Below are 26654 nucleotides of genomic sequence, written 5' to 3'. Positions count from 1 at the left end.
CCCGGCCTGCAGGAAACGCCTCAGCGATTTACAGCCGGACCAGGGGGGCGCTGTAAGCTGTTCATTCCCGGAAGCAACTTTCATCGCTTCCGGTTAATAAACTACATGAAATTCCTCAGCTAACAGGGGGAAGGGAGGTTATGCGATCGCGTTCTCTTCCAGCTGGCGCATAAAGTTACGCACCCAGTCCATACGGGTTTTGCGCTCCGTCAGCTCCTGGGTAAATTTGAGACGTGTTGGACCATCCAGACGGAAATGCTGCGGCTGTTTTTGCAGCAGGCCGATCAGCCACATCGGGTTGACGTGATTCTTCTCGGCGAATTCAATCACGCCGCCTTTTTCATTGCCTTCAAGCTTGCGGATCCCCAACTTTTGCGCCTGCTGGCGCAGCCTCGCGATATCCAGCAAATTTCTCGCCGGATCGGGCAGCAGACCAAAGCGGTCGATCAGCTCCACCTTGATCTCTTCCAGCTCGTTCTCCTTCTTCGCGCTGGCGATGCGCTTGTAGAACGACAGTCGGGTATTCACGTCCGGAATAAAATCGTCCGGCAGTAGGGAAGGCATACGCAGCTCGACCTCGGTCTGCTGGCTGGTAAGATCTTCCAGCGACGGCTCGCGTCCGGCCTTCAGGGCATCAACCGCGTTTTCCAGCAGCTCCATATAGAGCGAGAAGCCGATGGTTTCCATGGAGCCGCTCTGGTCTTCACCCAGCAGTTCGCCGGCACCGCGGATCTCGAGATCGTGCGTCGCCAGCGCAAAGCCAGCGCCCAGGTCTTCCAGCGAGGCGATGGCTTCCAGACGCTTTTGCGCGTCGGTGGTCATCGCTTTCGGATGCGGCGTCAGCAGCCAGGCGTAGGCCTGATGGTGCGAACGCCCGACGCGGCCGCGCAGCTGGTGAAGCTGCGCCAGACCAAAGTGATCCGCACGCTCAATGATGATGGTGTTTGCCGTCGGAATGTCGATCCCGGTCTCAATGATGGTGGTACACACCAGCACGTTAAAGCGCTGGTGGTGGAAGTCGTTCATTACCCGCTCCAGCTCGCGCTCGCGCATCTGCCCGTGACCGATAGCGATGCGCGCTTCCGGCACCAGCTCCGCCAGCCTGTCCGCCGCTTTCTGGATGTTTTCCACGTCATTGTAGAGGTAGTAGACCTGACCTCCGCGCAGCACTTCACGCAGAATGGCCTCACGCACCACCAGATTATCGTACTCGCGGACAAAGGTTTTCACCGCCAGACGGCGCGCAGGCGGCGTGGCGATAATTGACAGATCGCGCATGCCGCTCATCGCCATGTTGAGGGTTCGCGGGATCGGCGTCGCGGTCAGAGTCAGGATATCGACGTCGGCGCGCATCGCTTTGATTCGCTCTTTATGACGCACCCCGAAGCGGTGCTCTTCGTCGACGATCAGCAGCCCCAGATCTTTCCACTTCACGTCGCTTTGCAGCAGCTTGTGGGTGCCGATCAGAATATCGATTTTGCCTTCGCTGGCCTGTTCGAGGATCTGCGTCTGTTCTTTGGTGCTGCGAAAACGCGAGAGCATCTCGATACGTACCGGCCAGTTGGCGAAACGGTCGCGGAAGTTATCGAAGTGCTGCTGAGCGAGCAGGGTGGTCGGCACCAGCACCGCCACCTGCTTGTTGTTTTCCACCGCAAGGAAGGCGGCGCGCATCGCCACTTCGGTTTTGCCGAAGCCGACGTCGCCGCAGACTAAGCGGTCCATGGCCAGCGGCTGGCACATGTCGCTCAGCACGGCGTTGATGGCCTGGGCCTGATCCGGCGTGGTTTCAAACGGGAAGCTGTCGCAGAACAACTGGTACTGTTCTTTATCGTGCTTAAAGGCGAAGCCCTGTTTGGCCGCGCGCTGGGCGTAGATATCCAGCAGCTCGGCGGCCACGTCGCGTACTTTTTCCGCCGCCTTCTGGCGCGCGCGCGCCCAGGCGTCGCCGCCCAGCTTGTGCAGCGGCGCATTCTCTTCGGCACCGCCCGCGTAGCGGCTGATCAGATGCAGGGACGATACTGGAACATACAGTTTGGCGTCGTTAGCGTAGGTCAGCATCAGGTATTCACCTTTGATGCCACCCGCTTCCAGCGTGGTCATCCCCTGATAGCGCCCAACGCCGTGTTCCAGGTGAACAATCGGCTGGCCGGGATGCAGCTCGGCCAGGTTACGGATCAGCGTGTCCGGGTTGATGGTCCGACGGCTGTCCTGACGGCGACGCGCGACGCGCTCGCCCAGCAGGTCGCTTTCGCAAATCAGCGCCAGGTTGTTGAGCGTGTCGATGAACCCGTGCTCGGCGGCGCCAATCATCAGGTAACGACCGTTTCCGGTCGCTTCGCTCAGACGCAGGATGCGCTTCGGCGCCACTTTGATGCGTCCCAGCAGCTCACCTAACGCTTCGCGGCGGCCTTCACTCTCAACGGAGAACACCACCGGGCCGGTGAAGGACTCCAGGAACTTGCGCAGATTATCCAGCGGAGATTTCTGCTGCGCCTGAACGGCCAGGTCCGGCAGCGTCCGGAAGGCGAGGTTGGTATTGGCGGCCTTATCGGCAAGCGAATCGGTTTTCAGCTGCATGCGCGGCCAGCGCTTCAGCTCGGCGTTGAGCTCGTCGGTGCGCAGCCACAGCGCTTCCGGCGGCAGCAGCGGACGCATCGGATCAACGCCACGGTTTTCAAAGCGCGCGCGGGTTTCGCTCTCAAAGCGGCTGGCGCTGGCGTCGATATCCCCGGTGTTGACAATCAGCGTATTCGCCGGGAAGTAGCTGAACAGGGCAGGCAGCGGCTCGTTGAAGAACAGCGGCTGCCAGTATTCGATCCCGGCTGGAAGCGTGCCTTTACTGACCTGCTGATAAATATGTTCCGCGTCGCGCTTCACCTCGAACTTATCGCGCCACTGGCTGCGGAACAGCTCGATAGCGGTTTTGTCCGTTGGGAACTCATGCGCGGGTAGTAAATTGATGGACTCTACTTCCTCCAGCGTGCGCTGCGTGTCGGCGTCGAATACGCGCAGGCTGTCGATTTCATCATCAAAAAAATCCAGACGATACGGCTGGTCGCTGCCCATCGGATAAAGGTCGAGCAGCGCGCCGCGAGTCGCGTATTCCCCGTGTTCCATCACCTGGTCGACGTGGCGATAGCCGGCACCGTCAAGCTGCGCGCGCAGGGCGTCACGGGAGAGGCGCTGGCCCTTTTTCATCACCAGCGCGTGACCGTGCAGATAGCTGTGCGGACAGACGCGCTGCATCAGGGTGTTCACCGGCACAATCAGCACGCCGCGCTGCATAGTCGGCAGCTGATAGAGCGTCGACAGGCGCGAGGAGATGATCTCCTGATGCGGAGAGAAGCTGTCATACGGCAGCGTCTCCCAGTCGGCCAGGCTGAACACCAGGCTATCGGTGAACTGGCGAATTTCATCGTGCAGGCGCAGGGCGTTTTGCATATCCGGGGCAACCAGAATCACCGGGCCTGGATGACGCTCGGCGATTTCCGCCACCAGCGTGGCGCACGCCGCGCCCGTGAGTTCACCCAGCTGGCGCTGGTCGCCCGCTTTGACAGGCAAGGAATAACGATAGTGTTCAGGCATGGCTATGTCAGAGTCTCTTATGGATATACCAACAGTATTGGGGCATATCACTGATACGCAATGTCTTTATTATCCTCGATCGTTTTACATAAGCAAATCGTAACCGCACGGCAGGGCTAAACGCCCCCAAAACGGGGGCGGAGAGGGCGTTAACGCGTCGAAGGTGACAGGGTCAGCGTAGACGGAGGAGAGAAGAAAACGTCCCCAAACAGCGAGGTGGAGATTTTACGCACCCCGAGCCCGGCAAGGGTGCAGATCAGCAGGCTGGCAAACGGGTAGACCAGCACCAGGGTGAGCTCTGCCCAGACCGGCCACGAGGCGGCATTCATCTCGCCAATCAGGAACAGGCTAAAGGCCTCAATCAGGATGCGGTGGGTGGTATAAATCGCAATGGTGTTTGAGCCAATCACGTTCAGCAGATTGTTCGGGTGAACGGCGTAGCGCTGCTCAAGGCTGTAGAACAGCTTCATGATCAGCACAATCGACAGCAATGAGAGCAGCAGCGGAACGTTAGCAAACCACAGCACCACGGAGACGGCGGCGAAAGCGCCGGTTGCCAGCCAGATGCGGCGCAGGTTGACGCTTTTCATCCACGCCATCAGCTCTGCGCCATACCACGCCCCGAGGCTGTAGTAGATCATGTTGCGGACCACGCTGTTCATTCCCCACCACGGCAGCGGCAGGAAGTTAATCGCGATGCTTGCCAGCGCCAGCAGTCCCAGTACCGGCAGCTTCCAGCGGCTCAGCAGTTTACACAGCGTGAAGTAGACCACCAGAGCATACAGATACCACAGGCTGGTGCTGGCGGTCAGCATACCCCGTACAAACCCTGAGAGCGAGTCGGCGTAGGCCGCGTTCGACGCGGTGGCAAGCTCACGCTCGGGCGCCAGCCAGGCGTTCAGATGGGTCAACGCCTGCCATTGCAGGACGCCCCACAGCGCCAGGACCCAGACAATGCTCCAGATCCGTTTGTCGAGACTGGTTCGCCAGTCCACTTCGTCAATATAACGACGGATCAGATAGCCGGAGATAAAGAAGAAGACCGGCATACGAAACGGTGCGAGATAGAGGTTAAAATAGACCCAGCATTTGGCGAGAAGGCCGGAGAGTGGGTGTTGCAGCCCGATCAGATGCGGATAAAACGTGATAACCGAATGATAGATAACCACCAGGCAGATACACAGCCCTTTTATCTGGTTAATCCATAATGCTTTTTGCTTCATTGTTCGCCACTACCTTATTGCCATAAACGAACGAGCAATTGTTGTAAAACGAAGCCGGGATGTAATGGGTAACAGTCTGTATCCGGTGGTTTTTCGGAAAAGGTGGAGGTTGCGAGGTGAGTATTCAGACAATAGCACCCTGATTTATCTGAATTTTTCGGAAGAATGATTACCAAAGCTTACTGTTTCAGTCATTTACGCTTAACGGATTCGCTTATATACTCGTGGGTCTGCTATCAGCAAACAGACGGATTTCATGTATCAACCTGTCGCACTCTTCATAGGCTTACGTTACATGCGTGGGCGCGCCGCGGACCGCTTCGGTCGCTTTGTCTCCTGGCTTTCGACTATTGGCATTACGCTTGGCGTGATGGCACTGGTGACGGTGCTTTCCGTCATGAATGGCTTCGAACGCGAGCTGCAAAACAACATCCTGGGGCTGATGCCGCAGGCCGTTCTCTCATCATCCAACGGTTCGGTTAATCCGCAACAGCTGCCGGAAAGCGCGGCGAAGTTACAGGGCGTCACGCGCGTTGCGCCGTTGACGACCGGCGACGTGGTGCTGCAAAGCGCCCGCAGCGTGGCGGTCGGCGTGATGCTGGGTATTGACCCGGCGCAAAACGATCCGCTGACGCCGTATCTGGTTAACGTGAAGCAGACCGATCTGGAAGCCGGAAAATACAACGTGATTCTGGGTGAACAGCTTGCCGGACAGCTTGGCGTCAACCGCGGTGACCAGCTGCGCGTGATGGTGCCCTCTGCCAGCCAGTTTACGCCGATGGGACGCCTGCCGAGCCAGCGCCTGTTTAACGTGATTGGTACCTTTGCCGCCAACAGCGAAGTCGATGGCTATCAGATGCTGGTAAATATCCAGGACGCTTCACGCCTGATGCGCTACCCGGCAGGGAATATCACCGGCTGGCGCCTGTGGCTCGACGCGCCGCTGAAGGTCGATACCCTCAGCCAGCAAAAACTGCCGGACGGCACCAAATGGCAGGACTGGCGCGAGCGTAAAGGCGAACTGTTCCAGGCCGTGCGGATGGAAAAAAATATGATGGGGCTGCTGCTGAGCCTGATCGTGGCCGTGGCCGCATTTAACATCATTACCTCGCTGGGCCTGATGGTGATGGAGAAGCAGGGCGAAGTCGCCATTCTGCAAACCCAGGGGCTCACGCCGCGCCAGATTATGGCGGTGTTTATGGTGCAGGGTGCCAGCGCAGGCATCATTGGCGCGCTGCTCGGCGCCGTGCTGGGGGCCTTGCTTGCCAGCCAGCTTAATAACTTAATGCCGATCATCGGCGCTCTTCTCGACGGCGCGGCGCTGCCGGTGGCTATCGAGCCGCTGCAGGTGGTCGGTATTGCGCTGGCCGCGATGGCCATTGCGCTGCTTTCTACGCTTTATCCTTCCTGGCGCGCTGCCGCCACTCAACCCGCTGAGGCTTTACGTTATGAATAAGATCCTGTTGCAATGCGACAACCTGTCCAAACGCTATCAGGAAGGCACTGTGCAAACCGACGTGCTGCACAATGTGAGCTTCAGCGTGGGCGAAGGCGAGATGATGGCGATTGTCGGCAGCTCCGGCTCGGGTAAAAGCACGCTGCTGCATCTGCTGGGCGGGCTGGATACGCCAACTAACGGCGACGTGATTTTCTCCGGCCAGCCGATGAGCAAAATGTCCTCTGCGGCGAAGGCAGAGCTGCGTAACCGCGAGCTGGGCTTTATCTACCAGTTCCACCACCTGCTGCCGGATTTCACGGCGCTGGAAAACGTGGCGATGCCGCTGCTGATTGGCAAAAAGAAACCGGCAGAAATTAACGCCCGCGCCAGCGACATGCTGAAAGCGGTAGGGCTGGGCCATCGCGGTAACCATCGTCCCTCTGAGCTTTCCGGCGGCGAGCGCCAGCGCGTGGCGATTGCCCGTGCGCTGGTCAACAACCCGCGTCTGGTGCTGGCGGATGAGCCTACCGGTAACCTGGATGCCCGCAATGCGGACAGTATTTTCCAGCTTCTCGGCGAGCTGAACGCCTCGCAGGGCACCGCGTTTCTGGTCGTAACCCACGATCTGCAGCTGGCAAAACGCATGGGGCGTCAGCTTGAGATGCGCGACGGCCATCTGAACGCGGAACTGACCCTGATGGGAGCAGAGTAATGGCGTCACCGTTATCGTTACTCATCGGTTTACGTTTTAGCCGCGGCCGCCGTCGCGGCGGCATGGTGTCGCTGATCTCCGTCATCTCGACCATCGGTATTGCGCTCGGTGTGGCGGTGCTGATTGTCGGCTTGAGCGCCATGAACGGTTTTGAGCGCGAGCTGAATAACCGCATTCTGGCGGTAGTGCCGCACGGGGAGATCGAGCCGGTTAACCAGCCGTGGACGAACTGGAGCGATGCGCTCGCCAAAGTCGAAAAGGTGCCGGGCATTGCCGCGGCCGCGCCCTACATTAACTTTACCGGGCTGGTGGAGAGCGGGGTAAACCTGCGCGCCATTCAGGTAAAGGGGGTTAACCCCGCCCAGGAAGCGCGTCTCAGCGCGCTGCCAAACTATGTGCAGAACGGCGCGTGGGCCAACTTTAAGGCCGGCGAGCAGCAGATCATCATGGGTAAAGGCGTGGCCGATGCCCTGAAGGTGAAGCAGGGCGACTGGGTGTCGATCATGATCCCGAACGCCAGCGCCGACCACAAACTGCAGCAGCCTAAGCGCGTGCGCCTGCACGTCACCGGTATTCTTCAGCTGAGCGGTCAGCTTGACCATAGCTTTGCGATGGTGCCGATGGAGGATGCGCGCCAGTATCTCGACATGCCTGACAGCGTGACGGGCATTGCCATTAAGGTGAACGACGTCTTTAACGCCAACAAACTGGTTCGCGACGCGGGCAGCGTGACCAATAACTATGTCTACATCAAAAGCTGGATCGGCACTTACGGCTATATGTACCGTGATATCCAGATGATCCGCGCCATCATGTATCTGGCGATGGTGCTGGTGATTGGTGTGGCGTGCTTTAATATCGTCTCGACGCTGGTGATGGCGGTCAAGGACAAGAGCGGCGACATCGCCGTGCTGCGTACGCTGGGGGCGAAAGACGGTCTTATTCGCGCCATCTTCGTCTGGTACGGTTTGCTGGCGGGGCTGTTCGGTAGCCTTTGCGGCGTGGTGATTGGCGTGGTGGTTTCCCTGCAGCTGACGCCGATTATCAACGGGATCGAAAAGCTTATTGGTCACCAGTTCCTGTCGGGTGATATCTACTTTATTGACTTCCTGCCGTCTGAACTGCACTGGCTGGACGTTTTTTATGTGCTGGTTACAGCACTTTTACTGAGTCTGCTGGCAAGCTGGTATCCGGCGCGTCGCGCAAGCCGAATTGATCCGGCGAGGGTATTAAGTGGCCAGTAATTACGTCATGATCTAGCGGCTTTCGGGCCGCCAGGTTAAAAGAGGAATGCGTTATGTATTACGGATTTGATATTGGCGGCACCAAGATTGCGCTCGGCGTGTTTGATAAAGACCTCAAACTACAGTGGGAAACCCGCGTTCCCACGCCGCGCGAAAGCTACGACGAATTTTTAACCGCGATTGCCGCGCTGGTGGCGCAGGCCGATGAACGCTTTGGCGTGAAAGGCAGCGTCGGCATCGGCATTCCGGGTATGCCCGAAACCGACGACGGCACGCTGTATGCTGCCAACGTGCCTGCCGCCAGCGGTAAACCGCTCCGCGCCGATCTCTCTGCCCTCCTTGAACGCGACGTGCGTTTAGACAATGATGCTAACTGCTTTGCGCTCTCCGAAGCCTGGGACGATGAGTTCCGTCAGTATCCGCTGGTGATGGGGCTGATCCTCGGTACCGGCGTCGGCGGGGGAATTGTGATCAACGGGAAGCCAATCACCGGGCGCAGCTACATCACCGGCGAGTTTGGTCATATCCGTCTCCCGGTGGATGCCCTGGAGGTAGTGGGGCGCGATTTCCCGCTGACCCGCTGCGGCTGCGGCCAGCACGGCTGTATTGAGAACTACCTCTCCGGCCGCGGGTTTGCATGGCTTTACGAACACTTCTATCATCAGAAACTTGAGGCTCCTCAAATCATTACCCTGTGGGAGCAAGGGGATGCGCAGGCGCGTGAGCACGTCGAGCGTTATCTGGATCTGCTGGCGGTGTGTCTGGGAAATATTCTCACCATCGTCGACCCGGATCTGCTGGTGATCGGGGGAGGGCTTTCAAACTTTACCGCGATTACGGAACGGTTGTCCGGGCGTTTGCCCCGACATTTATTGCCGGTTGCCCGCGTGCCGCGTATTGAACGCGCGCGACACGGGGACGCAGGAGGCATGCGCGGAGCCGCATTCCTTCATCTCACCGATTAGTTTACGAGGTTTCTATGCTGTCGCGTCGCCAGGGTCGACTCAGCCGTTTTCGCAAAAACAAACGCCGCTTGCGTGAGCGCTTGCGCCAGCGGATTTTTTTCAGAGACAGAATAATGCCAGAAGCGATGGATAAACCCAGAGTGGTGGTGCTGACCGGGGCGGGGATCTCCGCCGAGTCAGGAATTCGAACCTTCCGCGCGGCGGACGGGCTGTGGGAAGAGCACCGCGTGGAGGATGTAGCCACGCCGGAAGGCTTTGCCCGCGATCCGGATCTCGTCCAGGCGTTTTACAACGCCCGCCGTCGTCAGCTTCAGCAGCCTGACGTCGCGCCGAATGCGGCGCATCTGGCGCTGGCGAAGCTCGAAGAGGCGCTCGGCGATCGTTTTCTGCTGGTGACGCAGAATATCGATAACCTGCACGAGCGGGCCGGTAACAAGAATATCATCCACATGCACGGCGAGCTGCTCAAGGTTCGCTGCGCCTGGAGCGGTCAGGTGCTGGACTGGCAAGAGGACGTGCTGCCAGAGGATAAGTGCCACTGCTGCCAGTTCCCGTCGCGCCTGCGTCCGCACGTGGTCTGGTTCGGCGAAATGCCGCTGGGAATGGATGATATCTACAGCGCGCTGGCGATGGCCGACGTGTTTATCGCCATCGGCACATCCGGTCATGTTTATCCGGCGGCGGGGTTTGTCCACGAAGCGCGCCTGCACGGTGCGCATACGGTAGAACTCAATCTTGAGCCAAGCCAGGTGGGCAGCGAGTTTGAAGAGAAACACTACGGTCTGGCAAGCACGGTCGTCCCGGAGTTTGTCGACAAGCTGCTGAAAGGGCTGTAACGGCAATCGCGTGAAAAGGCACCCGCTGGACGGGTGCCTTTTTATTTATGAGTGGAAGAACGCCAGCGTCTTCTCGAGCGATTTAGCCTGCTCATCCAGCGAGAGCGCCGCCGCAGAGATCTGCTGAACCAGCGAGGCGTTCTGCTGGGTCGTGCTGTCCATCTGGTTAACGGCGGTGCTGACCTGGCTAATCCCGCGATTTTGCTCGTCCAGCGCCTGAACGATATCGTTGATGACCAGATGCACATGCGATACTGCTTCAATCACCTGTTTCATCATCACCCCGGTTTCATTGACCAGCTCAACGCCTTTGCTGACGCGCCCTGAGGACTCGGCAATCAGCTGAGAGATCTCTTTTGCCGCGTTAGCGCTTCGCTGGGCAAGATTGCGCACTTCCCCAGCGACAACTGCGAAGCCGCGCCCCTGTTCGCCTGCCCGTGCCGCTTCAACGGCAGCATTCAGCGCCAGGATATTGGTCTGGAAGGCGATGCCGTCGACGATGCTGTTAATCTCGCCGATCTTACGCGCGCTCTCATCAATCTCCCCAATCACCACGACCACGTCGTTCACCAGCGTTTCGCCATGCCCGGCGAGGTTCGCGGCGCGATCGGTCAGCGTGGTCGCCTTGTGGGCGTTGTCGGCGTTATTCTTCACCGTGACCGAAATCTCTTCCATGCTGGCTGCCGTTTCAACAATCGCAGCCGCCTGTTCCTCGGTTCGCGAGGCGAGGTCCAGGTTGCCCGCCGAAATTTCGCTGGTGCCGCCGTGCACGGAGTGGCTGGCTTCGCTGATATTGTCGACGATGCGCTTGAGCTGCATCTGCATGGTGTGCAGGGCGTAAAAAATGCTGTGGGTATCTCCGGAACGCACCGGGATGGTGTTGTTCAGGTCTCCCCGGGCAACGGCCAGAGCGATCCCGGCGGCCTCAGAAGGTTCTCCCCCAACCGGACGGTCAACTTTGCGGGTGAAGATCTGTGCCATGACCAGGCTAACCGCCACGATGCTTAGCACCATCATGATGATGGCTTTCAGTAAAAATGCGCGCGCTTCGGCCATCACTTCGCTGACCGGCGTGATAATGGCAAGTTTCCACGGCGTCTGGCTGTTACCGACGGCGATGTCCTGCCAGGTGATAAACACGTCCTCCTTCAGCAGCGGATCGTTAATGCGGGTGACGTCATGACCGGCAATCTGACCGGCGTAAGGCTTGCCCGCCGCGCGCTTGTCCGGGCTGGACACCACGTTATGACCTGCGGAGAGGAGCAGGGCATAGCCCGTGCCATTCCACGGTTTAATCGCGCCGATCGTCGATTGCAGCGTGGCGAGGGAGAAGTCAGAGGTGACCGAGCCCAGAAACTGACCGTCACGCATGATGGGGGCGGCAATCGAGGTGAGCATCACGTCCACGCCGTTGTAGGGATAGATATAGGGTTCGATGATCACATCTTTATGGCGTTGTTTCGGCAGCAGATAATAATCGCCGCTGCCGGGCGTTTCGATGTCCGTCAGCAGGTGTAATGCCGGTTTGCCGGTGGCGTCCCGGTCGACATAGCGGGCGTAGCGCCCGGCAGGATCTTCACCGCTTTGACCGGCCCAGACGGCATCTTTATCGTCGAACGCGTTAGGCTCAAAGGCCATCGACATGGAGAGAAACTGCGGGTGAGCCGAAAGGTAGTGGATGAGCAGCTGGTTCAGGCTCTGGCGATCGGTCACGCCCGCCTCGCGCAGCGCCAGGGCGCTGTTGCCCATATCCCGGGCGGCAGTCAGGGCAGAATCCAGCTGTTTGCTGACCTGCAACGCTTGCACTTCAGCAATCTGGCGGATATGTTTTTTGGCCAGAACCTCCTGCTGTGCCATCCACTGCCACATCATAAACCCGATCGTTGCCGTAAAGCCCACCGTTACGGTGAGGAAAATGGACAATAGCATCAACGTCTTGACTCTTATTTTTTTTCTTTGGACCACGGCGTCTTTCATTCTCATCTCCCGTAATATCGTGCATGTCGGGCAGGCACATATTCCTTATCGGATATTTTCTCCTCTTTCTGTAGAGCGCCAGGGATATTTAATTTAAAATTTGATTTGTAAATCCGGTTAATTAGTGTGGATGCTTTTATTTTGTGCATTCAATCAAAATAGTGCTCGATAAAGCTCGTTATCGTCGTGTAGAAAGAGGATGCTAATAAATATAAAGTTGTAGAGGAGGATGGGATATGTACGGATTTATTGCGCGACAACCCATTTTTAACCCTGAGATGAAGACGGTGGCCTATGAACTGCTCTTCAGAGATGGGATGACAAACCGTTTTCCGGATGTGTCGGCGGAATATGCCACCTCCAGGATGATATCAGATCAGTTTTTATGCGTGCCGTCCCAGCGCATCGCCGGGGCACATACGTCGTTTATTAATTTCCCGTCGCGGATGGTCATAGACCGCAGTGGAGAAGCGCTGGATAAAGAGAGCGTGGTCATTGAGATCCTGGAAGATGCTGTGCCGGGAGCGGAGCTGTTGCAGGCCGTCAGGGAGATGAGTGCGGATGGGTATCAGTTTGCGCTTGATGATTTCACCCTTGCTCCAGAATGGGATGCTTTTTTACCCTATATTTCAATACTGAAATTTGACGTCAGAAATTATACCTTAGCGCAAATTAAACAGTATCTGAAAGAGCGTAAACATTTAACCGGGCATATTAAATATCTCGCTGAAAAAATTGAGACTAAAGAGGAATTCAGCCAATACAGGGAAGAGGGATTCTCGCTGTTTCAGGGCTATTTTTTCTGCCGTCCGGAGGTCATTAAATATAAACGGCTATCGCAAAATCAGCTGGCAATTTTTCGGCTGCAAATGGAGGTTGGGCGCAATAAGCCTGATTTTCGGATCGTCGAGTCGTTGATTAAAACCGATCTCACGCTGTCCTGGAAAATCATGCGCTACATGAAACACACCGCATTTAAACATATCGGTGCCTGTAATTTCAGCAAGTTAACCCTGAGTGAAGTCCTCAGATACCTTGGAGAAAATCAGCTGAGACGGTTTGTTGCCGTGGTGGTCCTGGCGAGCGCGGGCAATGACACCGTCAGCGAGCTTTACCCATTGAGTATGATGCGCGGCAAGTTCTGCGAGCTGATAGCCGGGACGATGAACGAACCGGCGCTGGCTGAAAATGCCTTCATGTGCGGCCTGTTTTCTCTGCTAGATACCCTCCTCGAACAGCCGATGGCCGAGTTGATGAAGCAAATTGCGGTCCCGCAGAGCGTGAGCAATGCCCTGTGCCACCAGGAGGGACGGTTAGCCGATATGGTGAGCCTGTGCCGTTACTATGAACAGCAGCAGTGGGACGAGGCGATCCGGGTTCGTCAGGCGCTGGGTCTGTCGGATGAGGATGTGGTTGAGGCGATGAGAAAGGCGACAATCTGGGCGGGTGAGAATGCGGTCAGTTAATCCTTCCTCACGCCGTACAGGCGGCGTGAGGAAGAACGCGATACCGTTACCGGCCCGCTTTTAATTTCTGGTAATACTCTTCGTAGAGGCGGCTGGCGTCACCAACATCGTTCTGCCATTCACCTTTGCTGATGGTTTCGGCATCCGGGTAGAGCGATTTATCGTTAGCCACTTCAGGTTTCAGCAGCTTGCGTGCGGCGAGGTTTGGCGTCGGGTAGCCAATCGTCTCGGCAACCTGTTTCGCCACGTCCGGGCGCAGCAGGAAGTTAATCAGCTTATGCGCCCCTTCAGCGTTTTTCGCGTTGGCGGGGATCGCAAGGCTGTCCATCCAGAAGATCCCCCCTTCTTTCGGCCAGACCACCTCAAGCGGCGTCCCGGCCTGGCGGGCGACATACGCGGAGCCGTTCCACACCATCCCCAGATTCACTTCGCCTTCCATATACGGGTTTGCCGGGTTATCAGAGTTGAACGCCGCCACGTTAGGCATCAGCTTCTTCAGTTCGGTATATGCCGCTTCGATCTCTTTGGGATCCGTGGTGTTGCCCGAGTAGCCCAGCTTGCGCAGCGCGACCTGGAACACCTCACGCGCGTCGTCGGTTAACAGCAGGCTACCCTTGTACTCTGGTTTCCAGAGATCGGCCCAGCTTGTCACCGTTTTCGGATCGACGGCCTCGCTGTTCACGCCAATCGCGGTTGCTCCCCAGATGTATGGAATGGAGTAGTCGTTATTCGGGTCGAACGGCTTGTTGAGCATCTCTGGATCGAGGTTTGAAAAATGGGTTAGCTTCGTTTTGTCGATCTTCTGGATCATGCCCTCTTTGCGCATTTTGTCGACAAAGTAGGTGGAAGGTACGACCAGATCGTACGCGCCGTCTTTGTAGGTTTTCAGCTTGGCGTACATGGTTTCATTCGACTCGTAGGTCGAGTAGATCACCTTGATGCCCGTCTCCTTTGTGAACTGTTCCAGCAGGCCCGGCGGCACGTATTCGGTCCAGTTGTAGAAGTAGAGCGTTTTGCTGTCATCAGCGTGCGCGGCACCCATGCCAAGCACCAGCGCCGCAGCGGCGAGCATTTTTTTCATTTCATTGTCCCCTGAGATTTTGTTTTATCACGAGCAATAACCTGGCTGGCGATCACCAGAACCAGCGAAAACACCAGCAGAATGGTCGCCAGCGCGTTCACCTCCGGTGAGACGCCGACTTTCACCATTGAATAGATCTTCAACGGCAGAATTTCATAGCTCGGACCGGTGACGAAGGAGGACACGACCACGTCATCCATCGACAGGGTGAAGCTAAGTAGCCATCCGGCCGCCACGGCGGGCATCGCCAGCGGCAGGATGATTTTGCGCAGGATGGTCATCTCGCTGGCACCCAGATCTTTCGCCGCCTCCAGCATGCGCACGTCGAACCCTTTCAGGCGCGCGAAAACGGTCACCACCACAAACGGCAGGCAGAAGGTGATGTGCGAGAACAGCAGCGACCAGAAGCCAAGCTGTACGCCCAGCAGCATAAACAGCACCAGCAGCGAAATGGCCATCACGATGTCCGGCGACATCATCACCACAAACAGCATGCCGCTGACGAACGGTTTGCCGCGAAAGCGATAGCGGTACAGCGCCACGGCGGTGAGCGAGCCAATCAGCGTCGCGAAGGTGGCGGAGAAGATCGCCATCGTCAGCGAGTGCTGCGCGGCCTGCAGCAGGCTGTCGTTGTTCATCAGCAGGCTGTACCAGCTGGTGGTAAAGCCCTGCCAGTTAATCCCGAAGCGTGAGCTGTTAAACGAGTTCACGATCAAAATAACGATCGGGATATAGAGCCAGGCATAAATGGCGGTCATAAAACCGCCGCGAAGCAGTCGACCGATCATTCGAGTTCCACCTTTTTATTCAGCAAGCGTGAGGCGCGCCAGTAGACCAGCAGCATCAGGCCCATGACCACCGTCAGCGTAATGCTGGTGGCGGACCCGAACGGCCAGTCGCGGATGTTCAGGAACTGGCTCTTGATTACGTTACCGATCAGCAGGTTTTTCGCGCCGCCCATCAGATCCGACACGTAGAACAAACCCATCGCCGGGAGCATTACCAGCAGACAGCCCGCGATAATGCCCGGCATGGTCAGCGGGATAATAATGCGGATGAAGGTCTGCAGCTTGTTAGCGCCCAGATCTTTTGCCGCCTCCAGCAGCGGTTTATCCAGCTTCTCGATGCTGGAGTAGAGCGGCATCACCATAAACGGCAGCAGGATGTAGACCAGGCCGACAATCACCGCGCTCGGGGTAAACATGATGCGGATCGGCGTATCAATCACCCCCAGCCACAGCAGAAACTCGTTGAGATAGCCTTTAGTGCTAAGGAAGATTTTCAGCCCGTAGATGCGGATTAACGAGTTGGTCCAGAAGGGAACAATCAGTAAAAACAGCAGCAGAGGCCGCACCTTTTGCGGCAGGCCCGCGAGGAACCATGCGAAGGGATACCCCAGCACCAGACAGGCAAGGGTGGCAATCAGCGCCATGTTGAGCGAGTGCAGCAGCACGTCAAAATAGAGCGGATCGAGCAGGCGCACGTAGTTGTCCAGCGTAAAGACCAGCGAAACGAAGCTAGCGTCGTCGCGGGTCAGAAAGCTGGTGGCAACGATCATCAGGTTGGGCAAAAAGACAAACAGCACAAGCCAACCGACGATCGTGGCAATCACCACATTCTGGAATTTACTTGTGTTCTTCATCAGCCAGCACAACCTCCCAGCTTTCTACCCAGTTGATAACCATTTTCTGGTCGAGAGAGTGGTCGAAGTCAGGGTCGTCTTCGTTAAAGAATTCGCTGACCATCACCATCTTGCCGTTCTCCAGCTCGACGACGGACTCCAGCGTCATTCCTTTGTAGTTGCGCTCGCGGATATAGCCAATTAACCCTTCGGCCTCGGTATTGCCGTGAATTTCATCGACGCGCAGATCTTCCGGGCGCAGCAGAACGTTGAGTTTTTGTCCCTTTTCGACGGGGAAATTCACCGTGATATTACACTCGCGTCCTTCGACGCTGGCGCGCACGCGCTGGTCGTCCAGACGCTCAATCACCGTGGCGTCGAAGATATTGATCTCGCCAATGAAGCTGGCGACAAACAGATTCTTCGGCTCTTCGTAGATTTCGCGCGGCGTGCCGTCCTGCTCGATTTTGCCGTCGCGCATCACCACGATGCGGTCGGACATGGTCAGGGCCTCTTCCTGATCGTGGGTGACGAAGACAAAGGTAATGCCGAGCTTGCGCTGCAGGGCTTTAAGCTCGTTCTGCATCTGCTTGCGCAGCTTGTAATCCAGCGCGGAGAGGGATTCATCCAGCAGGAGCAGGCGCGGCTTGTTGACCACGGCGCGTGCGATGGCTACACGCTGCTGCTGGCCGCCGGAAAGCTGATGGGGTTTACGCTGGGCAAACGTCTCAAGCTGCACCATGCGCAGGGCGTCGGTGACGCGCGGTTCGATCTCATTCGCCGGCGTTTTTTGCATCCGCAGGCCAAACGCCACGTTTTCAAACACGGTCATGTGCGGGAACAGGGCGTAGCTCTGAAAGACGGTGTTGACGTGGCGATCTTCGGCAGGAACTTGGGTGATGTCCTGGTTTTCAAGATGGATATGGCCGTTATCGACGCTTTCCAGCCCGGCGATAAGGCGCAGTACGGTTGTTTTGCCGCAGCCCGAGGGGCCAAGCAGCGTCAGAAACTCACCGTCATTGATGGTCAGAGTGAGGTCGGAAATAACGTCTTTACCATCAAAACTTTTACGAATTCGTTCCAGTTGCACCAGCGGTGAACGTGAACGGGATTGTGTATTCAATTTTTGCGCTGTCCCATATAGACGCCTCAGGCAGCAGACTGAAGCGGGGTTTGTGTGTAACCACCTTGGTGACTCGTAATGAGGGCGGACATTCTACGGCAATCCCCTGCGAACGCCAAACCTTGTCACTGATTCATAAGCTACATTTACTAACGCATAACCATATAAACGGAAAATATTCTCGTTTGCGGGATAAAAGTGACCTGACGCAATATTTGCGTTTTGATGCTTACTGATAATGTTGTCACGAAAAGTGAGGGTGACTGCATGGATAAATTACTTGAGCGTTTTTTACAGTACGTTTCGCTGGATACCCAATCTAAACCGGGTGTTCGCCAGGTGCCGAGCACCGAAGGCCAGTGGAAGTTATTAAACCTGCTTAAAGAGCAGCTTGACGCCATGGGGCTGGTCAACGTCACGTTAAGCGAAAAAGGCACTGTGATGGCAACGCTGCCGGCGAATGTCCAGGGTGATATTCCGGCGATTGGCTTTATCTCCCATGTCGACACCTCTCCGGATTTTAGCGGTAAACATGTGAACCCGCAGATTGTGGAAAATTACCGCGGCGGCGATATTGCGCTGGGCATTGGCGACGAGGTGCTCTCGCCGGTGATGTTCCCCGTGCTGCACCAGCTGCTGGGCCAGACGCTGATCACCACCGACGGTAAAACGCTGCTGGGGGCGGATGACAAGGCGGGCATTGCGGAAATTATGACCGCGCTGGCAGTGCTGAAGGGCAAAAATATCCCGCACGGCGATATCCGCGTGGCCTTTACGCCGGATGAAGAGGTCGGCAAGGGCGCGAAGCACTTCGACGTGGAAGCTTTTAACGCGCAGTGGGCTTATACCGTCGACGGCGGTGGCGTCGGCGAACTGGAGTATGAAAACTTCAATGCCGCGTCCGTCACGATCAAAATTGTCGGCAACAACGTTCACCCCGGCTCGGCGAAAGGCGTCATGGTGAACGCGCTGTCGCTGGCATCCAGAATTCATGCAGAAGTCCCGGCGGAAGAGAGCCCTGAACAGACCGAAGGGTATGAAGGTTTCTATCACCTGACCAGCATTAAAGGCACCGTGGACAGCGCGCAGATGCACTACATTATCCGCGATTTCGACCGCAAAGCCTTTGAGGCGCGCAAGCGCAAGATGATGGAGATCGCCAAGAAGGTCGGTAAAGGGTTACACCCTGATTGCTATATTGAGCTGATCATTGAAGACAGCTATTACAACATGCGCGAGAAGGTGATGGCGCATCCGCATATTCTCGATATCGCCCAGCAGGCGATGCGCGACTGCGATATTGAACCGCAGCTGAAGCCGATTCGCGGCGGCACCGACGGTTCTCAGCTGTCGTTTATGGGGCTGCCGTGCCCGAACCTGTTTACCGGTGGCTACAACTACCATGGCAAGCATGAGTTTGTGACGCTGGAGGGGATGGAAAAAGCGGTGAAGGTGATAGTGCGGATAGCAGAGTTGACCGCGAAGCGGTAAGAAAAGCCCGGTGGCGAAGCGCCACCGGGCATTAAGGCGACTTAGTCCTCAAAGAACCAGTACCCGCTGTTGACCAGCGCGGCCAGCATCGCGAGGAAGGAAGGATCTTCCAGCGCATCGCCAAAGGTGTCGGCGGTGAGCACCAGATGGCTGGCAATGGCTTCCAGCGCCGGACGGTGCGGAGAGTCCAGCTTCTCGCCGTTGACGAACACCTCTTCACCAATGCGCAGCACGCGCAACCCGCCCAGACGCGTCAGCTTGTCGCCCTGCTGAAGCGCATCATAAATTTCGTCAGCCTGATACGGCGGCTCCGGCGGCGCAACGTCCAGCTCATGACGAGACTGGCTGATAAACTCACCAAACCACTGTTTGAAGTGCTCCGGCTCGTTGATGAGATCCAGCATCATCCCGCGCAGCTTATCGAGTTCTTCTGGCAGAATATCCGCCGGATGCTCGCGCGCAGGCACATCAGGATCGCTGTAACGATAGCTGCCGAGCTCGCGTTGCAGAACATAGTCGGCAAATCCGCTGATCATCTCGCGGCCGCTTGGCGCGCGGAACCCCACGGAGTAGTTGAGTGAGTTTTCCAGGGAGTAGCCTTCGTGAGGGAATCCCGGCGGAATATAGAGAATATCGCCCGGCTCCAGCTCTTCGTCGATAATCCCTTCAAAGGGGTCAACCTGAAGCAGGTCAGGATGCGGGCAGTGCTGCTTCATCGGCACTTTTTCGCCCACGCGCCAGCGGCGACGGCCCGTACCCTGAATGATGAACACGTCGTACTGGTCAAGGTGTGGACCTACGCCGCCGCCCGGCACGGAGAAGGAGATCATCAGATCGTCCATGCGCCAGTCGGGCAGGGCGCGGAACGGGCGCATTAAGGCAGAAGTGGGCTCGTGCCAGTGGTTGACCGCCTGCACCAGCAGCGACCAGTTGTTTTCACCGAGGTGATCGTAGCTTTCGAAAGGACCGTGGCTAACCTGCCATTTCCCGTCCTGGTGGCTCACCAGACGGCTGTCGACTTCGTTTTCCATGGCCAGACCAGCCAGCTCGTCAGGCGAGATAGGGTCGACAAAATTGCTGAATCCGCGTTTCAGAACCACCGGGCGTTTTTGCCAGTAACGTTCAATAAACTCGGGCCAGTTAAGCGTTAAGTGATAATCCATAATTTTTTTATTCCGCAGGCTCTTACTGACTCGGATTATAACGGAAGCTCAGCCCCCCGGCTGCGAGATCCTCGCATTTTTCACATAACGGGTTAACTATCGTTCAATGTGGGCTGCTGGCGGCCAAAAATAACCTCCATTCTGGCGCCGCCCAGCAGGCTTTCGCTGGTTTCGATTTTCCCGTCGTACTGGTCGACAATCTCACGGGCGACGGCCAATCCTACGCCCTGGCCAGGACGTAGCGTATCGGCGCGCTGACCGCGATCGAACACCACATCTCGTTTATTTCGCGGGATCCCCGGGCCATCATCCTCAACGATAATATGCAGTTCGGTTTCCGTCTGACGCGCTGACACTTCCACGAACTCCAGGCAGTATTTGCAGGCGTTATCCAGCAGGTTACCCATCACTTCCATGAAGTCATTTTTTTCACCCACAAAGCTTATCTCTGGCGAGATATCGAGGCTGATGTTCACCCCTTTACGCTGATACACCTTGTTGAGGGCGGACGTGAGGTTATCCAGAAGCGGGGCTACCGGGTGCAGCTCGCGGCTCAGAAGCGCGCTGCCGGAACGCATGCTGGCACGATGCAGGTAATAGCCAATTTGCTGGGAAATACGGCTGATCTGCTCCAGCATCACCGGCTCGGCATCATCGACGCTCAGCTTCGAACTGCGCATTGAACGCAGGGTACTTTGCATGACGGCCAGCGGAGTTTTCAGGCTGTGGGTCAGGTCGGTAAGGGTGGTACGGTATTTATCGTAGCGTTCGCGTTCACTTTTCAGCAGGCGGTTGAGGTTACGCACCAGGCTGGTGAGCTCACGGGTGGTTTCCGGGTTCAGCTTCTCGCGATGATGTTCTTCCAGCTCACGAACCTCTTTCGCCAGTGACTCAATGGGGCGCAAGCTCCACCACGCCGCTACCCACAGCAGCGGGATCACCAGCAGGAGATTCGCAGCCAGAACGTAGATGAACCAGCTCCAGACCATATAAGAACGCTTCAGCTCGACCGGAATGGTGTCGATCACCACAATGGTCAGCTGCGGCATGTTCAGCGTCGCCGGATAGAGGTTAATCGCGACGGAGTGCGTCATCTCCGTTTCGGCGTTGTCGGCGCGGATCTCGTTCAGCTTTTGCTGCAGGGAGCGATCTTCACGGATCAGCGAGCTGGTGGTGTTGAGATCGGCTTCAATTTCATGAAACCCGTTGGTTTTGAGCCAGTCCGGACGAATGCTTTTAACCAGCCAGGGGATATCACGCTGCGCCCACAGTAATTTCCCTTTTTCGTTATAAATCAGGGCCAGCGTTGGGCTCTGCTGGTTGAGGTTTTCCGGCATTTCAACGGTGATTCGGTTATTTTCCCATTTCGCCAGGGTATAAAACAGATTGCTTTCGCCGCGTAACAGTCGAAAGGTGGTTTTATCAAAGCTGACGCTGTAGCCCACCAGGGCGACCATGCCGTAGGAGAGCGACAGCACCAGCACGACGGCGGCTGTTGCCAGTAAGAAACGAACCCGCAGCGAGAGGGGCAGAATGTGGCGTAAAATCCCTCTCATTTAGCGTAATTCGAACAGGTAGCCCTGGCCACGGACGGTGGTAATCACATCCTGCGGATACTGCGCCTGAATTTTCTTACGCAAACGGCCCATCAGCACGTCAATGGTATGGCTCTCGCGCAGTTCAGCATCAGGATAAAGCTGGAGCATTAAGGAATCTTTGCTCACCACTTTGCCATTGTTACGGATCAGCGTTTCCATAATGGTGTATTCGAAGGCGGTGAGCTTAATCACTTCATCATTGATTGCTAATTCCCGGCGGGAGAGATCGACCTGGAATGGTGGGATGGAAATAACCTGTGAAGCCAGCCCGCTGTTGCGGCGTAACAGCGCCTGCATGCGCGCCGCCACCTCTTCAATATGAAACGGCTTGGTGACGTAATCGTCTGCACCCGCGCTGAGCACTTCGACCTTATCCTGCCAGCCTTCACGGGCGGTCAGAACCAGAACCGGCAGGGAGACATCGTGGCTGCGCCAGCGGCGAATTAACGACAGACCGTCTTCGTCAGGCAACCCTAAATCGACAATGGCGATATCCGGCAGGTGTTCATTGAGATAATAATCGGCTTCTTTTGCATCTTCAGCATCGTCCACCTGATGTCCCATCTCCTGAAGCTGAACCTTCAGGTGATGGCGTAGCAATGCGTTATCCTCAACAACCAGTACGCGCATCATCTCTTCTCCCTAAATAATTGGTATGAATAGTTTAACGCTGATTATGTTGTTGTGGGGATAAACATTGAGTAAACCGGGGAAAAGCATCCCCCTTTTCGGGCGAAAAGGGGGAGAGGGGCGTTACTTCAGCTCGTCGACCATGGTGATAGCGCGACCAATGTAGTTCGCCGGGGTCATCGCCTTCAGGCGCGTTTTCTCTTCTTCCGGCAGCGCCAGACCGTCGATAAACTGCTTCATGCCTTCGGCGTCAACGCGTTTGCCGCGGGTCAGCTCTTTCAGCTTCTCGTACGGTTTTTCGATACCGTAACGGCGCATCACGGTCTGGATTGGCTCCGCCAGCACTTCCCAGTTGTGATCCAGCTCGTCCAGCAGACGGTCACGGTTCACTTCCAGTTTGCTCACGCCTTTCAGGGTGGACTGGTACGCGATCAGCGCGTAGCCAATGCCCACGCCCAGGTTACGCAGTACGGTGGAGTCGGTCAGGTCGCGCTGCCAGCGGGATACCGGCAGTTTGCTTGACATATGCTGCAGCACGGCGTTCGCCAGGCCCAGGTTGCCTTCGGAGTTTTCGAAGTCGATTGGGTTCACTTTGTGCGGCATGGTGGAAGAGCCGATTTCACCGGCGATGGTTTTCTGCTTGAAGTGGTTCAGGGCGATGTAGCCCCACACGTCACGATCGAAGTCGATCAGGATGGTGTTGAAGCGCGCGATGCAGTCAAACAGTTCGGCGATATAGTCGTGCGGCTCAATCTGCGTGGTGTACGGGTTCCACTGAATGCCCAGAGAGGTCACGAACTCTTCGCTGAACTGGTGCCAGTCCACCTCCGGGTAAGCGGCGATGTGGGCGTTATAGTTACCGACCGCGCCGTTGATTTTGCCGAGGATCTCAACCTGCTCCAGCTGACGGTACTGGCGCTCCATACGGTACGCGACGTTCGCCATCTCTTTACCCATCGTGGATGGGGTGGCCGGCTGGCCGTGGGTACGGGAGAGCAGCGGAATGTCGCGGTATTCCACGGACAGCGCTTTTACCGCGTCGATGATTTTACGCCAGTAAGGCAGCACCACCTCTTTACGCGCGGTGGAGAGCATCAGCGCGTGAGACAGGTTGTTGATGTCTTCAGAGGTACAGGCGAAGTGAATGAACTCAGACACGGCATGCAGCGCAGGGACGCTTTCCACTTTCTCTTTCAGGAAGTACTCAACCGCTTTCACGTCGTGGTTGGTGGTGCGTTCGATGGTTTTAATGCGCGCGGCGTCTTGTTCGCTAAACCCGGCAACGATTTTATCAAGGTAATCGTTTGCCTTTTCGTCAAAAGCAGGAACTTCCTTGATTGCTGCCTGGGCGGCCAGCTTTTGCAGCCAGCGTACTTCAACCTGAACACGGAACTTCAGCAAACCATATTCGCTGAAGATCCCGCGCAGCGCGCTGACTTTATCGCCGTAGCGTCCATCGACAGGGGATACGGCGGTCAGTGAGGATAATTCCATAATTCGCAACTCCGGGAGGTTAACAATGAGCAAGAATTTGTTTTGCCTGAGTGGTCAGGCGATTACGAGAAAACATTAACTGCAGGCGGCCACCGCCCACCTGGTGCCACAGCACGGCGGCGCGGATACCTGCCAGCAGGGACGCGCGCACTTTTGCCTGTACCTGCGGACTTTGCAGCACGGCAGGGGATCCGGTGACCTGAATACGCGGGCCCAGCGGGCTGATGACGTCAACATAAATACCGGCCATAGCGCTCAGCAGCGTTTCCGACTGCAGGTCAAAATGATCGAGCTGGCGCTGCAGCCCGGCAATACGATCGCCCAGGGTATTGAGCGCGCCTTTTGCGGCGCTCAGCTTACGCTCCAGCACCATCAGGCTCAGCGTGTAGCGGGTCAGCTCCGCGTTTAATCCCTGACGGCTGCTGGCGTTAAGCACGCCGAGCAGGGTTTCAAGACCGAGACGAAGATTGGTTTCACTGCCGCCGAACACGCCCAGGGTCGAGCCGGGGTTGAGATCGATAACGCTGTTCAGTGAAACGTGCAGGGCATCTGCGTCGCAATGACCCTGATGCGCCAGCTGTTGCACCAGACGGGCTGACTGGCAAATTCCCGCCAGCGCCAGGGTGATGTCATAGTAGTTCTTCGCCACACGGTCTCCTTTATGTGTGAATCGTATTAAACAGCAGGCAGCGGCAGGCGCTGTTCAATGATCCCGCCGCCCAGGCAGATCTCACCGCTGTAGAAGACAGCAGACTGACCCGGGGTGACGGCGGCGACCGGCTCGTCGAAACGCACGTCAATGCGATCGTCATCGAGCGCGGTAATGGTGCAAGGAATATCGGTCTGACGGTAGCGTGTTTTCACCGTGCAGCGCAGGGTGCCTTTCAGCGGCTCACGATCGACCCAGTGCAGCTGCTGTGCAATAAGGCCAACGGACATCAGACGCGGATGATCGTGACCCTGGGCAACAACCAGAATATTGTTTTCGACGTCTTTGTCGACAACATACCACGGATCTTCGCTACCTTCTTTGGTCCCGCCAATACCCAGGCCTTTACGCTGGCCGAGCGTGTGGTACATCAGCCCCTGATGCTGGCCAATCTCTTCCCCGTCGACGGTGACAATTTTACCCGGCTGAGCAGGCAGGTAACGTCCCAGGAAATCGCGGAATTTGCGCTCGCCGATGAAGCAAATGCCGGTAGAGTCTTTTTTCTTCGCGGTGATCAGGTCCAGCTCTTCGGCGATTTTACGCACCTGCGGCTTTTCCAGCTCGCCGACCGGGAACAGGCTCTGGGCGATTTGCTCGTGGCTCAGCGTATAGAGGAAGTAGCTTTGATCTTTGTTGCCGTCCAGACCGCGCAGCAGCTGGCTTTTGCCATTGACGTCTGCGCGACGCACGTAGTGACCGGTCGCGATGTAGTCAGCGCCCAGATCTTCCGCGGCGAACTCCAGGAAGGCCTTAAATTTGATCTCTTTGTTGCACAGAATATCCGGGTTCGGCGTGCGGCCCGCTTTGTACTCTTCCAGGAACAGTTCAAAAACGTTGTCCCAGTATTCTGCTGCAAAGTTAACGGTGTGCAGCTCAATGCCGAGCTTATCGCATACGGCCTGCGCGTCGGCGAGATCCGCAGCGGCGGTGCAGTATTCCTCGCCATCATCTTCCTCCCAGTTCTTCATGAACAGGCCCTCCACCTTATAGCCCTGTTGCTGTAACAGGTAGGCGGAAACGGAGGAATCGACACCGCCGGACATGCCGACGATCACTTTTTTCTGGCTGTTATCTGACATGGAATACTCACGACATTGAACTTCAAGGCGGCGTATTCTATCACGCCCCCCCACCATTGACACCCTCTGTAAACGGCCAGTTAAATGCGCCGATGACGTCCAGCGGTAAGCGGCCAGCAGACTGCCAGCAGCGAATGCTTTCCGCAACCAGCGGCGAGCGCAGGTTTGGCGCGTTCAGGATCTCGTCGGCGGTGACCCAGATACAGCGATCGATATCGTCATCCTGCGGCTCTGTGGCGCACGTTTCGCTAAGCTCAACGGCGAATAAAAAGCGCAGAAACGGGGTGTGATCCGGCGCGATCCACTGGTGCATACGGATGAAGTGCTGGGGCTCAGCGTGAATGCCGGTCTCTTCCCACAGCTCGCGTTTTGCTGCCTGCAGCAGGGTTTCATTGGCTTCAAGGTGTCCGGCAGGCTGGTTCCACAGCGCTTTGCCGTTAATGCTCTCTTCAACAACAAGGAATTTACCCCTGGCGTGGACCACGCAGGCAACCGTGACATGAGGTTTAAACATAGTGACTCCTTAAGAGGTGACGTCGCGCCATTCGCCGTTTGCCAGCGTTTCCAGGGTGTAGCTGCCCATGGCGTAGCGAATGAGACGCAGGGTAGGGAAGCCGACGTGTGCGGTCATGCGGCGAACCTGGCGGTTGCGGCCTTCATAAAGGGTGATTTTGAGCCAGCTTGTCGGAATGGATTTACGTTCGCGAATCGGCGGGTTGCGCGGCCACAGCCACTCCGGCTCATTCACGCGTTCAATACCTGCGGGCAGGGTTGGGCCGTCGTTCAACGTCACGCCGCTGCGTAGTGCTTCTAGTGTCGCGTCATCCGGCTCGCCTTCCACCTGGACGAAGTAAATTTTGCCGGTGCGTTTGCCCGGCTGCGTGAGCTTTGCCTGCAACGCGCCGTCGTTGGTTAAGACCAGAAGGCCTTCGCTGTCGCGGTCCAGGCGCCCGGCCGCGTAGACGCCCTGAACAGGAATGTAGTCCTTCAGCGTGCTGCGCCCGGCTTCATCGGTAAACTGCGGCAAAACATCGTAGGGTTTATTGAACAAAATAACCCGCTTCGGCTGGGTTTCCTGCGGTCTTCTGGCGGCTTGTCGCGAGCTGAATCGCTCAACCCGGTGTTTTGTAAAAGAAGTTTTCTTCATGGTATTTTCAGGCGTTATCAATTGCCGCATTATAGCCTAATAACGAAGACCTTTCATGGCGCAGGACAATCA

22 protein-coding genes are annotated in these 26654 nt (G+C 56.8%); 7 read left to right on the top strand and 15 right to left on the bottom strand.

The features are described from left to right. Positions 1 to 138: 138 nt before the first annotated feature. Together mfd and SPH27_RS05880 are read right to left on the bottom strand one after the other, a co-directional pair. Entirely contained in the window at positions 139 to 3585 is a 3447-nt protein-coding gene (mfd, locus tag SPH27_RS05885) for a transcription-repair coupling factor (protein ID WP_023311167.1), read from the bottom strand. A gap of 149 nt (positions 3586 to 3734) precedes the next feature. Further along, complete coding sequence (locus SPH27_RS05880; protein WP_182072542.1) at positions 3735 to 4808, bottom strand: acyltransferase family protein; 1074 nt, start codon at positions 4806 to 4808, stop codon at positions 3735 to 3737. Positions 4809 to 5064: 256 nt separating this feature from the next. Here SPH27_RS05880 and lolC point away from each other — a divergent pair, with 256 nt between their 5' ends. Genes lolC through cobB form a run of 5 tightly spaced genes read left to right on the top strand, consistent with a single transcriptional unit; the run spans position 5065 to position 10003 of the window. After that, positions 5065 to 6264, top strand: coding sequence for a lipoprotein-releasing ABC transporter permease subunit LolC (lolC, locus tag SPH27_RS05875; protein WP_032668182.1), 1200 nt, complete (start codon positions 5065 to 5067; stop codon positions 6262 to 6264). Beyond that, on the top strand, positions 6257 to 6958 hold the full coding sequence (gene lolD, locus SPH27_RS05870) for a lipoprotein-releasing ABC transporter ATP-binding protein LolD (protein WP_008500772.1): 702 nt from the start codon (positions 6257 to 6259) through the stop codon (positions 6956 to 6958). The genes lolC and lolD overlap by 8 nt, the downstream gene beginning before the upstream one ends. Then, positions 6958 to 8202, top strand: coding sequence for a lipoprotein-releasing ABC transporter permease subunit LolE (gene lolE / locus SPH27_RS05865; RefSeq protein WP_182072544.1), 1245 nt, complete (start codon positions 6958 to 6960; stop codon positions 8200 to 8202). The genes lolD and lolE overlap by 1 nt, the downstream gene beginning before the upstream one ends. A 53-nt stretch (positions 8203 to 8255) precedes the next feature. After that, on the top strand, positions 8256 to 9167 hold the full coding sequence (nagK, locus tag SPH27_RS05860) for an N-acetylglucosamine kinase (RefSeq protein ID WP_048979230.1): 912 nt from the start codon (positions 8256 to 8258) through the stop codon (positions 9165 to 9167). A 14-nt stretch (positions 9168 to 9181) separates the two neighbouring features. Then, on the top strand, positions 9182 to 10003 hold the full coding sequence (gene cobB, locus SPH27_RS05855) for a Sir2 family NAD+-dependent deacetylase (RefSeq protein WP_045888802.1): 822 nt from the start codon (positions 9182 to 9184) through the stop codon (positions 10001 to 10003). A 45-nt stretch (positions 10004 to 10048) separates the two neighbouring features. Here the strand turns inward: cobB and SPH27_RS05850 are convergent, their stop codons facing one another. Then, positions 10049 to 11980: a methyl-accepting chemotaxis protein gene (locus SPH27_RS05850; RefSeq protein WP_039261923.1), complete on the bottom strand. Its 1932-nt coding sequence runs from the start codon at positions 11978 to 11980 to the stop codon at positions 10049 to 10051. A 236-nt stretch (positions 11981 to 12216) separates the two neighbouring features. Between SPH27_RS05850 and SPH27_RS05845 the strand changes: the two genes are divergently transcribed. Further along, the gene (locus SPH27_RS05845) at positions 12217 to 13446 is read left to right on the top strand and encodes an EAL and HDOD domain-containing protein (protein WP_182072546.1); all 1230 of its coding nucleotides are present in this window, start codon (positions 12217 to 12219) and stop codon (positions 13444 to 13446) included. A gap of 46 nt (positions 13447 to 13492) precedes the next feature. On the opposite strand, the gene potD is transcribed toward SPH27_RS05845, so the two are convergent. From potD to potA, 4 genes are read right to left on the bottom strand one after another with little or no spacing between them, the layout of a single operon-like run. Further along, complete coding sequence (potD, locus tag SPH27_RS05840) at positions 13493 to 14527, bottom strand: spermidine/putrescine ABC transporter substrate-binding protein PotD (RefSeq protein ID WP_182072548.1); 1035 nt, start codon at positions 14525 to 14527, stop codon at positions 13493 to 13495. Beyond that, positions 14524 to 15315, bottom strand: coding sequence for a spermidine/putrescine ABC transporter permease PotC (potC, locus tag SPH27_RS05835; RefSeq protein ID WP_047061589.1), 792 nt, complete (start codon positions 15313 to 15315; stop codon positions 14524 to 14526). Before potC ends, potD begins: the two co-directional genes overlap by 4 nt. Further along, on the bottom strand, positions 15312 to 16169 hold the full coding sequence (gene potB, locus SPH27_RS05830; RefSeq protein WP_182072550.1) for a spermidine/putrescine ABC transporter permease PotB: 858 nt from the start codon (positions 16167 to 16169) through the stop codon (positions 15312 to 15314). Before potB ends, potC begins: the two co-directional genes overlap by 4 nt. After that, positions 16153 to 17301: a spermidine/putrescine ABC transporter ATP-binding protein PotA gene (gene potA / locus SPH27_RS05825; RefSeq protein WP_172421426.1), complete on the bottom strand. Its 1149-nt coding sequence runs from the start codon at positions 17299 to 17301 to the stop codon at positions 16153 to 16155. Before potA ends, potB begins: the two co-directional genes overlap by 17 nt. A gap of 237 nt (positions 17302 to 17538) precedes the next feature. Here potA and pepT point away from each other — a divergent pair, with 237 nt between their 5' ends. Further along, positions 17539 to 18762, top strand: a complete 1224-nt coding sequence (gene pepT / locus SPH27_RS05820; protein ID WP_032665021.1) for a peptidase T — start codon at positions 17539 to 17541, stop codon at positions 18760 to 18762. 41 nt (positions 18763 to 18803) lie between these two features. On the opposite strand, the gene SPH27_RS05815 is transcribed toward pepT, so the two are convergent. The 8 genes from SPH27_RS05815 to rluE form a co-directional block, all read right to left on the bottom strand. Next, positions 18804 to 19925 carry a cupin domain-containing protein gene (locus tag SPH27_RS05815; protein ID WP_048975705.1) on the bottom strand — a complete coding sequence of 374 codons (1122 nt, stop codon included), beginning with the start codon at positions 19923 to 19925 and terminating at the stop codon, positions 18804 to 18806. 92 nt (positions 19926 to 20017) lie between these two features. Next, entirely contained in the window at positions 20018 to 21481 is a 1464-nt protein-coding gene (gene phoQ, locus SPH27_RS05810; RefSeq protein ID WP_033145232.1) for a two-component system sensor histidine kinase PhoQ, read from the bottom strand. Continuing rightward, the gene (gene phoP, locus SPH27_RS05805) at positions 21482 to 22153 is read right to left on the bottom strand and encodes a two-component system response regulator PhoP (protein WP_028019015.1); all 672 of its coding nucleotides are present in this window, start codon (positions 22151 to 22153) and stop codon (positions 21482 to 21484) included. Positions 22154 to 22276: 123 nt separating this feature from the next. Beyond that, positions 22277 to 23647: an adenylosuccinate lyase gene (gene purB, locus SPH27_RS05800; protein WP_322435616.1), complete on the bottom strand. Its 1371-nt coding sequence runs from the start codon at positions 23645 to 23647 to the stop codon at positions 22277 to 22279. Between the two features lie 19 nt (positions 23648 to 23666). Beyond that, positions 23667 to 24296, bottom strand: coding sequence for a high frequency lysogenization protein HflD (gene hflD, locus SPH27_RS05795; protein ID WP_013097081.1), 630 nt, complete (start codon positions 24294 to 24296; stop codon positions 23667 to 23669). A gap of 26 nt (positions 24297 to 24322) precedes the next feature. Next, complete coding sequence (gene mnmA, locus SPH27_RS05790) at positions 24323 to 25435, bottom strand: tRNA 2-thiouridine(34) synthase MnmA (protein ID WP_032657963.1); 1113 nt, start codon at positions 25433 to 25435, stop codon at positions 24323 to 24325. Between the two features lie 40 nt (positions 25436 to 25475). Next, a complete protein-coding gene (locus SPH27_RS05785) occupies positions 25476 to 25949 on the bottom strand; it encodes an NUDIX hydrolase (protein ID WP_182071138.1) in 474 nt (157 codons plus the stop codon). Between the two features lie 9 nt (positions 25950 to 25958). Next, positions 25959 to 26612: a 23S rRNA pseudouridine(2457) synthase RluE gene (rluE, locus tag SPH27_RS05780; protein WP_182071139.1), complete on the bottom strand. Its 654-nt coding sequence runs from the start codon at positions 26610 to 26612 to the stop codon at positions 25959 to 25961. Positions 26613 to 26654 lie beyond the last annotated feature (42 nt).

This window comes from Enterobacter sp. A103 (assembly GCF_034427535.1).
GTDB classification, from domain to species: Bacteria; Pseudomonadota; Gammaproteobacteria; order Enterobacterales; family Enterobacteriaceae; genus Enterobacter; species Enterobacter asburiae_B.
The sequence above is the reverse complement of the archived record's forward strand: the minus strand, read 5'-3'. Positions and strand labels throughout refer to the sequence as shown.

Bases quoted from the DNA above. Each gene is read 5' to 3' on its own strand.
- mfd (WP_023311167.1), bottom strand. From the start codon at position 3,585: ATGCCTGAACACTATCGTTATTCCTTGCCTGTCAAAGCGGGCGACCAG.
- SPH27_RS05880 (WP_182072542.1), bottom strand. From the start codon at position 4,808: ATGAAGCAAAAAGCATTATGGATTAACCAGATAAAAGGGCTGTGTATC.
- lolC (WP_032668182.1), top strand. From the start codon at position 5,065: ATGTATCAACCTGTCGCACTCTTCATAGGCTTACGTTACATGCGTGGG.
- lolD (WP_008500772.1), top strand. From the start codon at position 6,257: ATGAATAAGATCCTGTTGCAATGCGACAACCTGTCCAAACGCTATCAG.
- lolE (WP_182072544.1), top strand. From the start codon at position 6,958: ATGGCGTCACCGTTATCGTTACTCATCGGTTTACGTTTTAGCCGCGGC.
- nagK (WP_048979230.1), top strand. From the start codon at position 8,256: ATGTATTACGGATTTGATATTGGCGGCACCAAGATTGCGCTCGGCGTG.
- cobB (WP_045888802.1), top strand. From the start codon at position 9,182: ATGCTGTCGCGTCGCCAGGGTCGACTCAGCCGTTTTCGCAAAAACAAA.
- SPH27_RS05850 (WP_039261923.1), bottom strand. From the start codon at position 11,980: ATGAAAGACGCCGTGGTCCAAAGAAAAAAAATAAGAGTCAAGACGTTG.
- SPH27_RS05845 (WP_182072546.1), top strand. From the start codon at position 12,217: ATGTACGGATTTATTGCGCGACAACCCATTTTTAACCCTGAGATGAAG.
- potD (WP_182072548.1), bottom strand. From the start codon at position 14,527: ATGAAAAAAATGCTCGCCGCTGCGGCGCTGGTGCTTGGCATGGGTGCC.
- potC (WP_047061589.1), bottom strand. From the start codon at position 15,315: ATGATCGGTCGACTGCTTCGCGGCGGTTTTATGACCGCCATTTATGCC.
- potB (WP_182072550.1), bottom strand. From the start codon at position 16,169: ATGAAGAACACAAGTAAATTCCAGAATGTGGTGATTGCCACGATCGTC.
- pepT (WP_032665021.1), top strand. From the start codon at position 17,539: ATGGATAAATTACTTGAGCGTTTTTTACAGTACGTTTCGCTGGATACC.
- SPH27_RS05815 (WP_048975705.1), bottom strand. From the start codon at position 19,925: ATGGATTATCACTTAACGCTTAACTGGCCCGAGTTTATTGAACGTTAC.
- phoQ (WP_033145232.1), bottom strand. From the start codon at position 21,481: ATGAGAGGGATTTTACGCCACATTCTGCCCCTCTCGCTGCGGGTTCGT.
- phoP (WP_028019015.1), bottom strand. From the start codon at position 22,153: ATGCGCGTACTGGTTGTTGAGGATAACGCATTGCTACGCCATCACCTG.
- purB (WP_322435616.1), bottom strand. From the start codon at position 23,647: ATGGAATTATCCTCACTGACCGCCGTATCCCCTGTCGATGGACGCTAC.
- mnmA (WP_032657963.1), bottom strand. From the start codon at position 25,435: ATGTCAGATAACAGCCAGAAAAAAGTGATCGTCGGCATGTCCGGCGGT.
- SPH27_RS05785 (WP_182071138.1), bottom strand. From the start codon at position 25,949: ATGTTTAAACCTCATGTCACGGTTGCCTGCGTGGTCCACGCCAGGGGT.
- rluE (WP_182071139.1), bottom strand. From the start codon at position 26,612: ATGCGGCAATTGATAACGCCTGAAAATACCATGAAGAAAACTTCTTTT.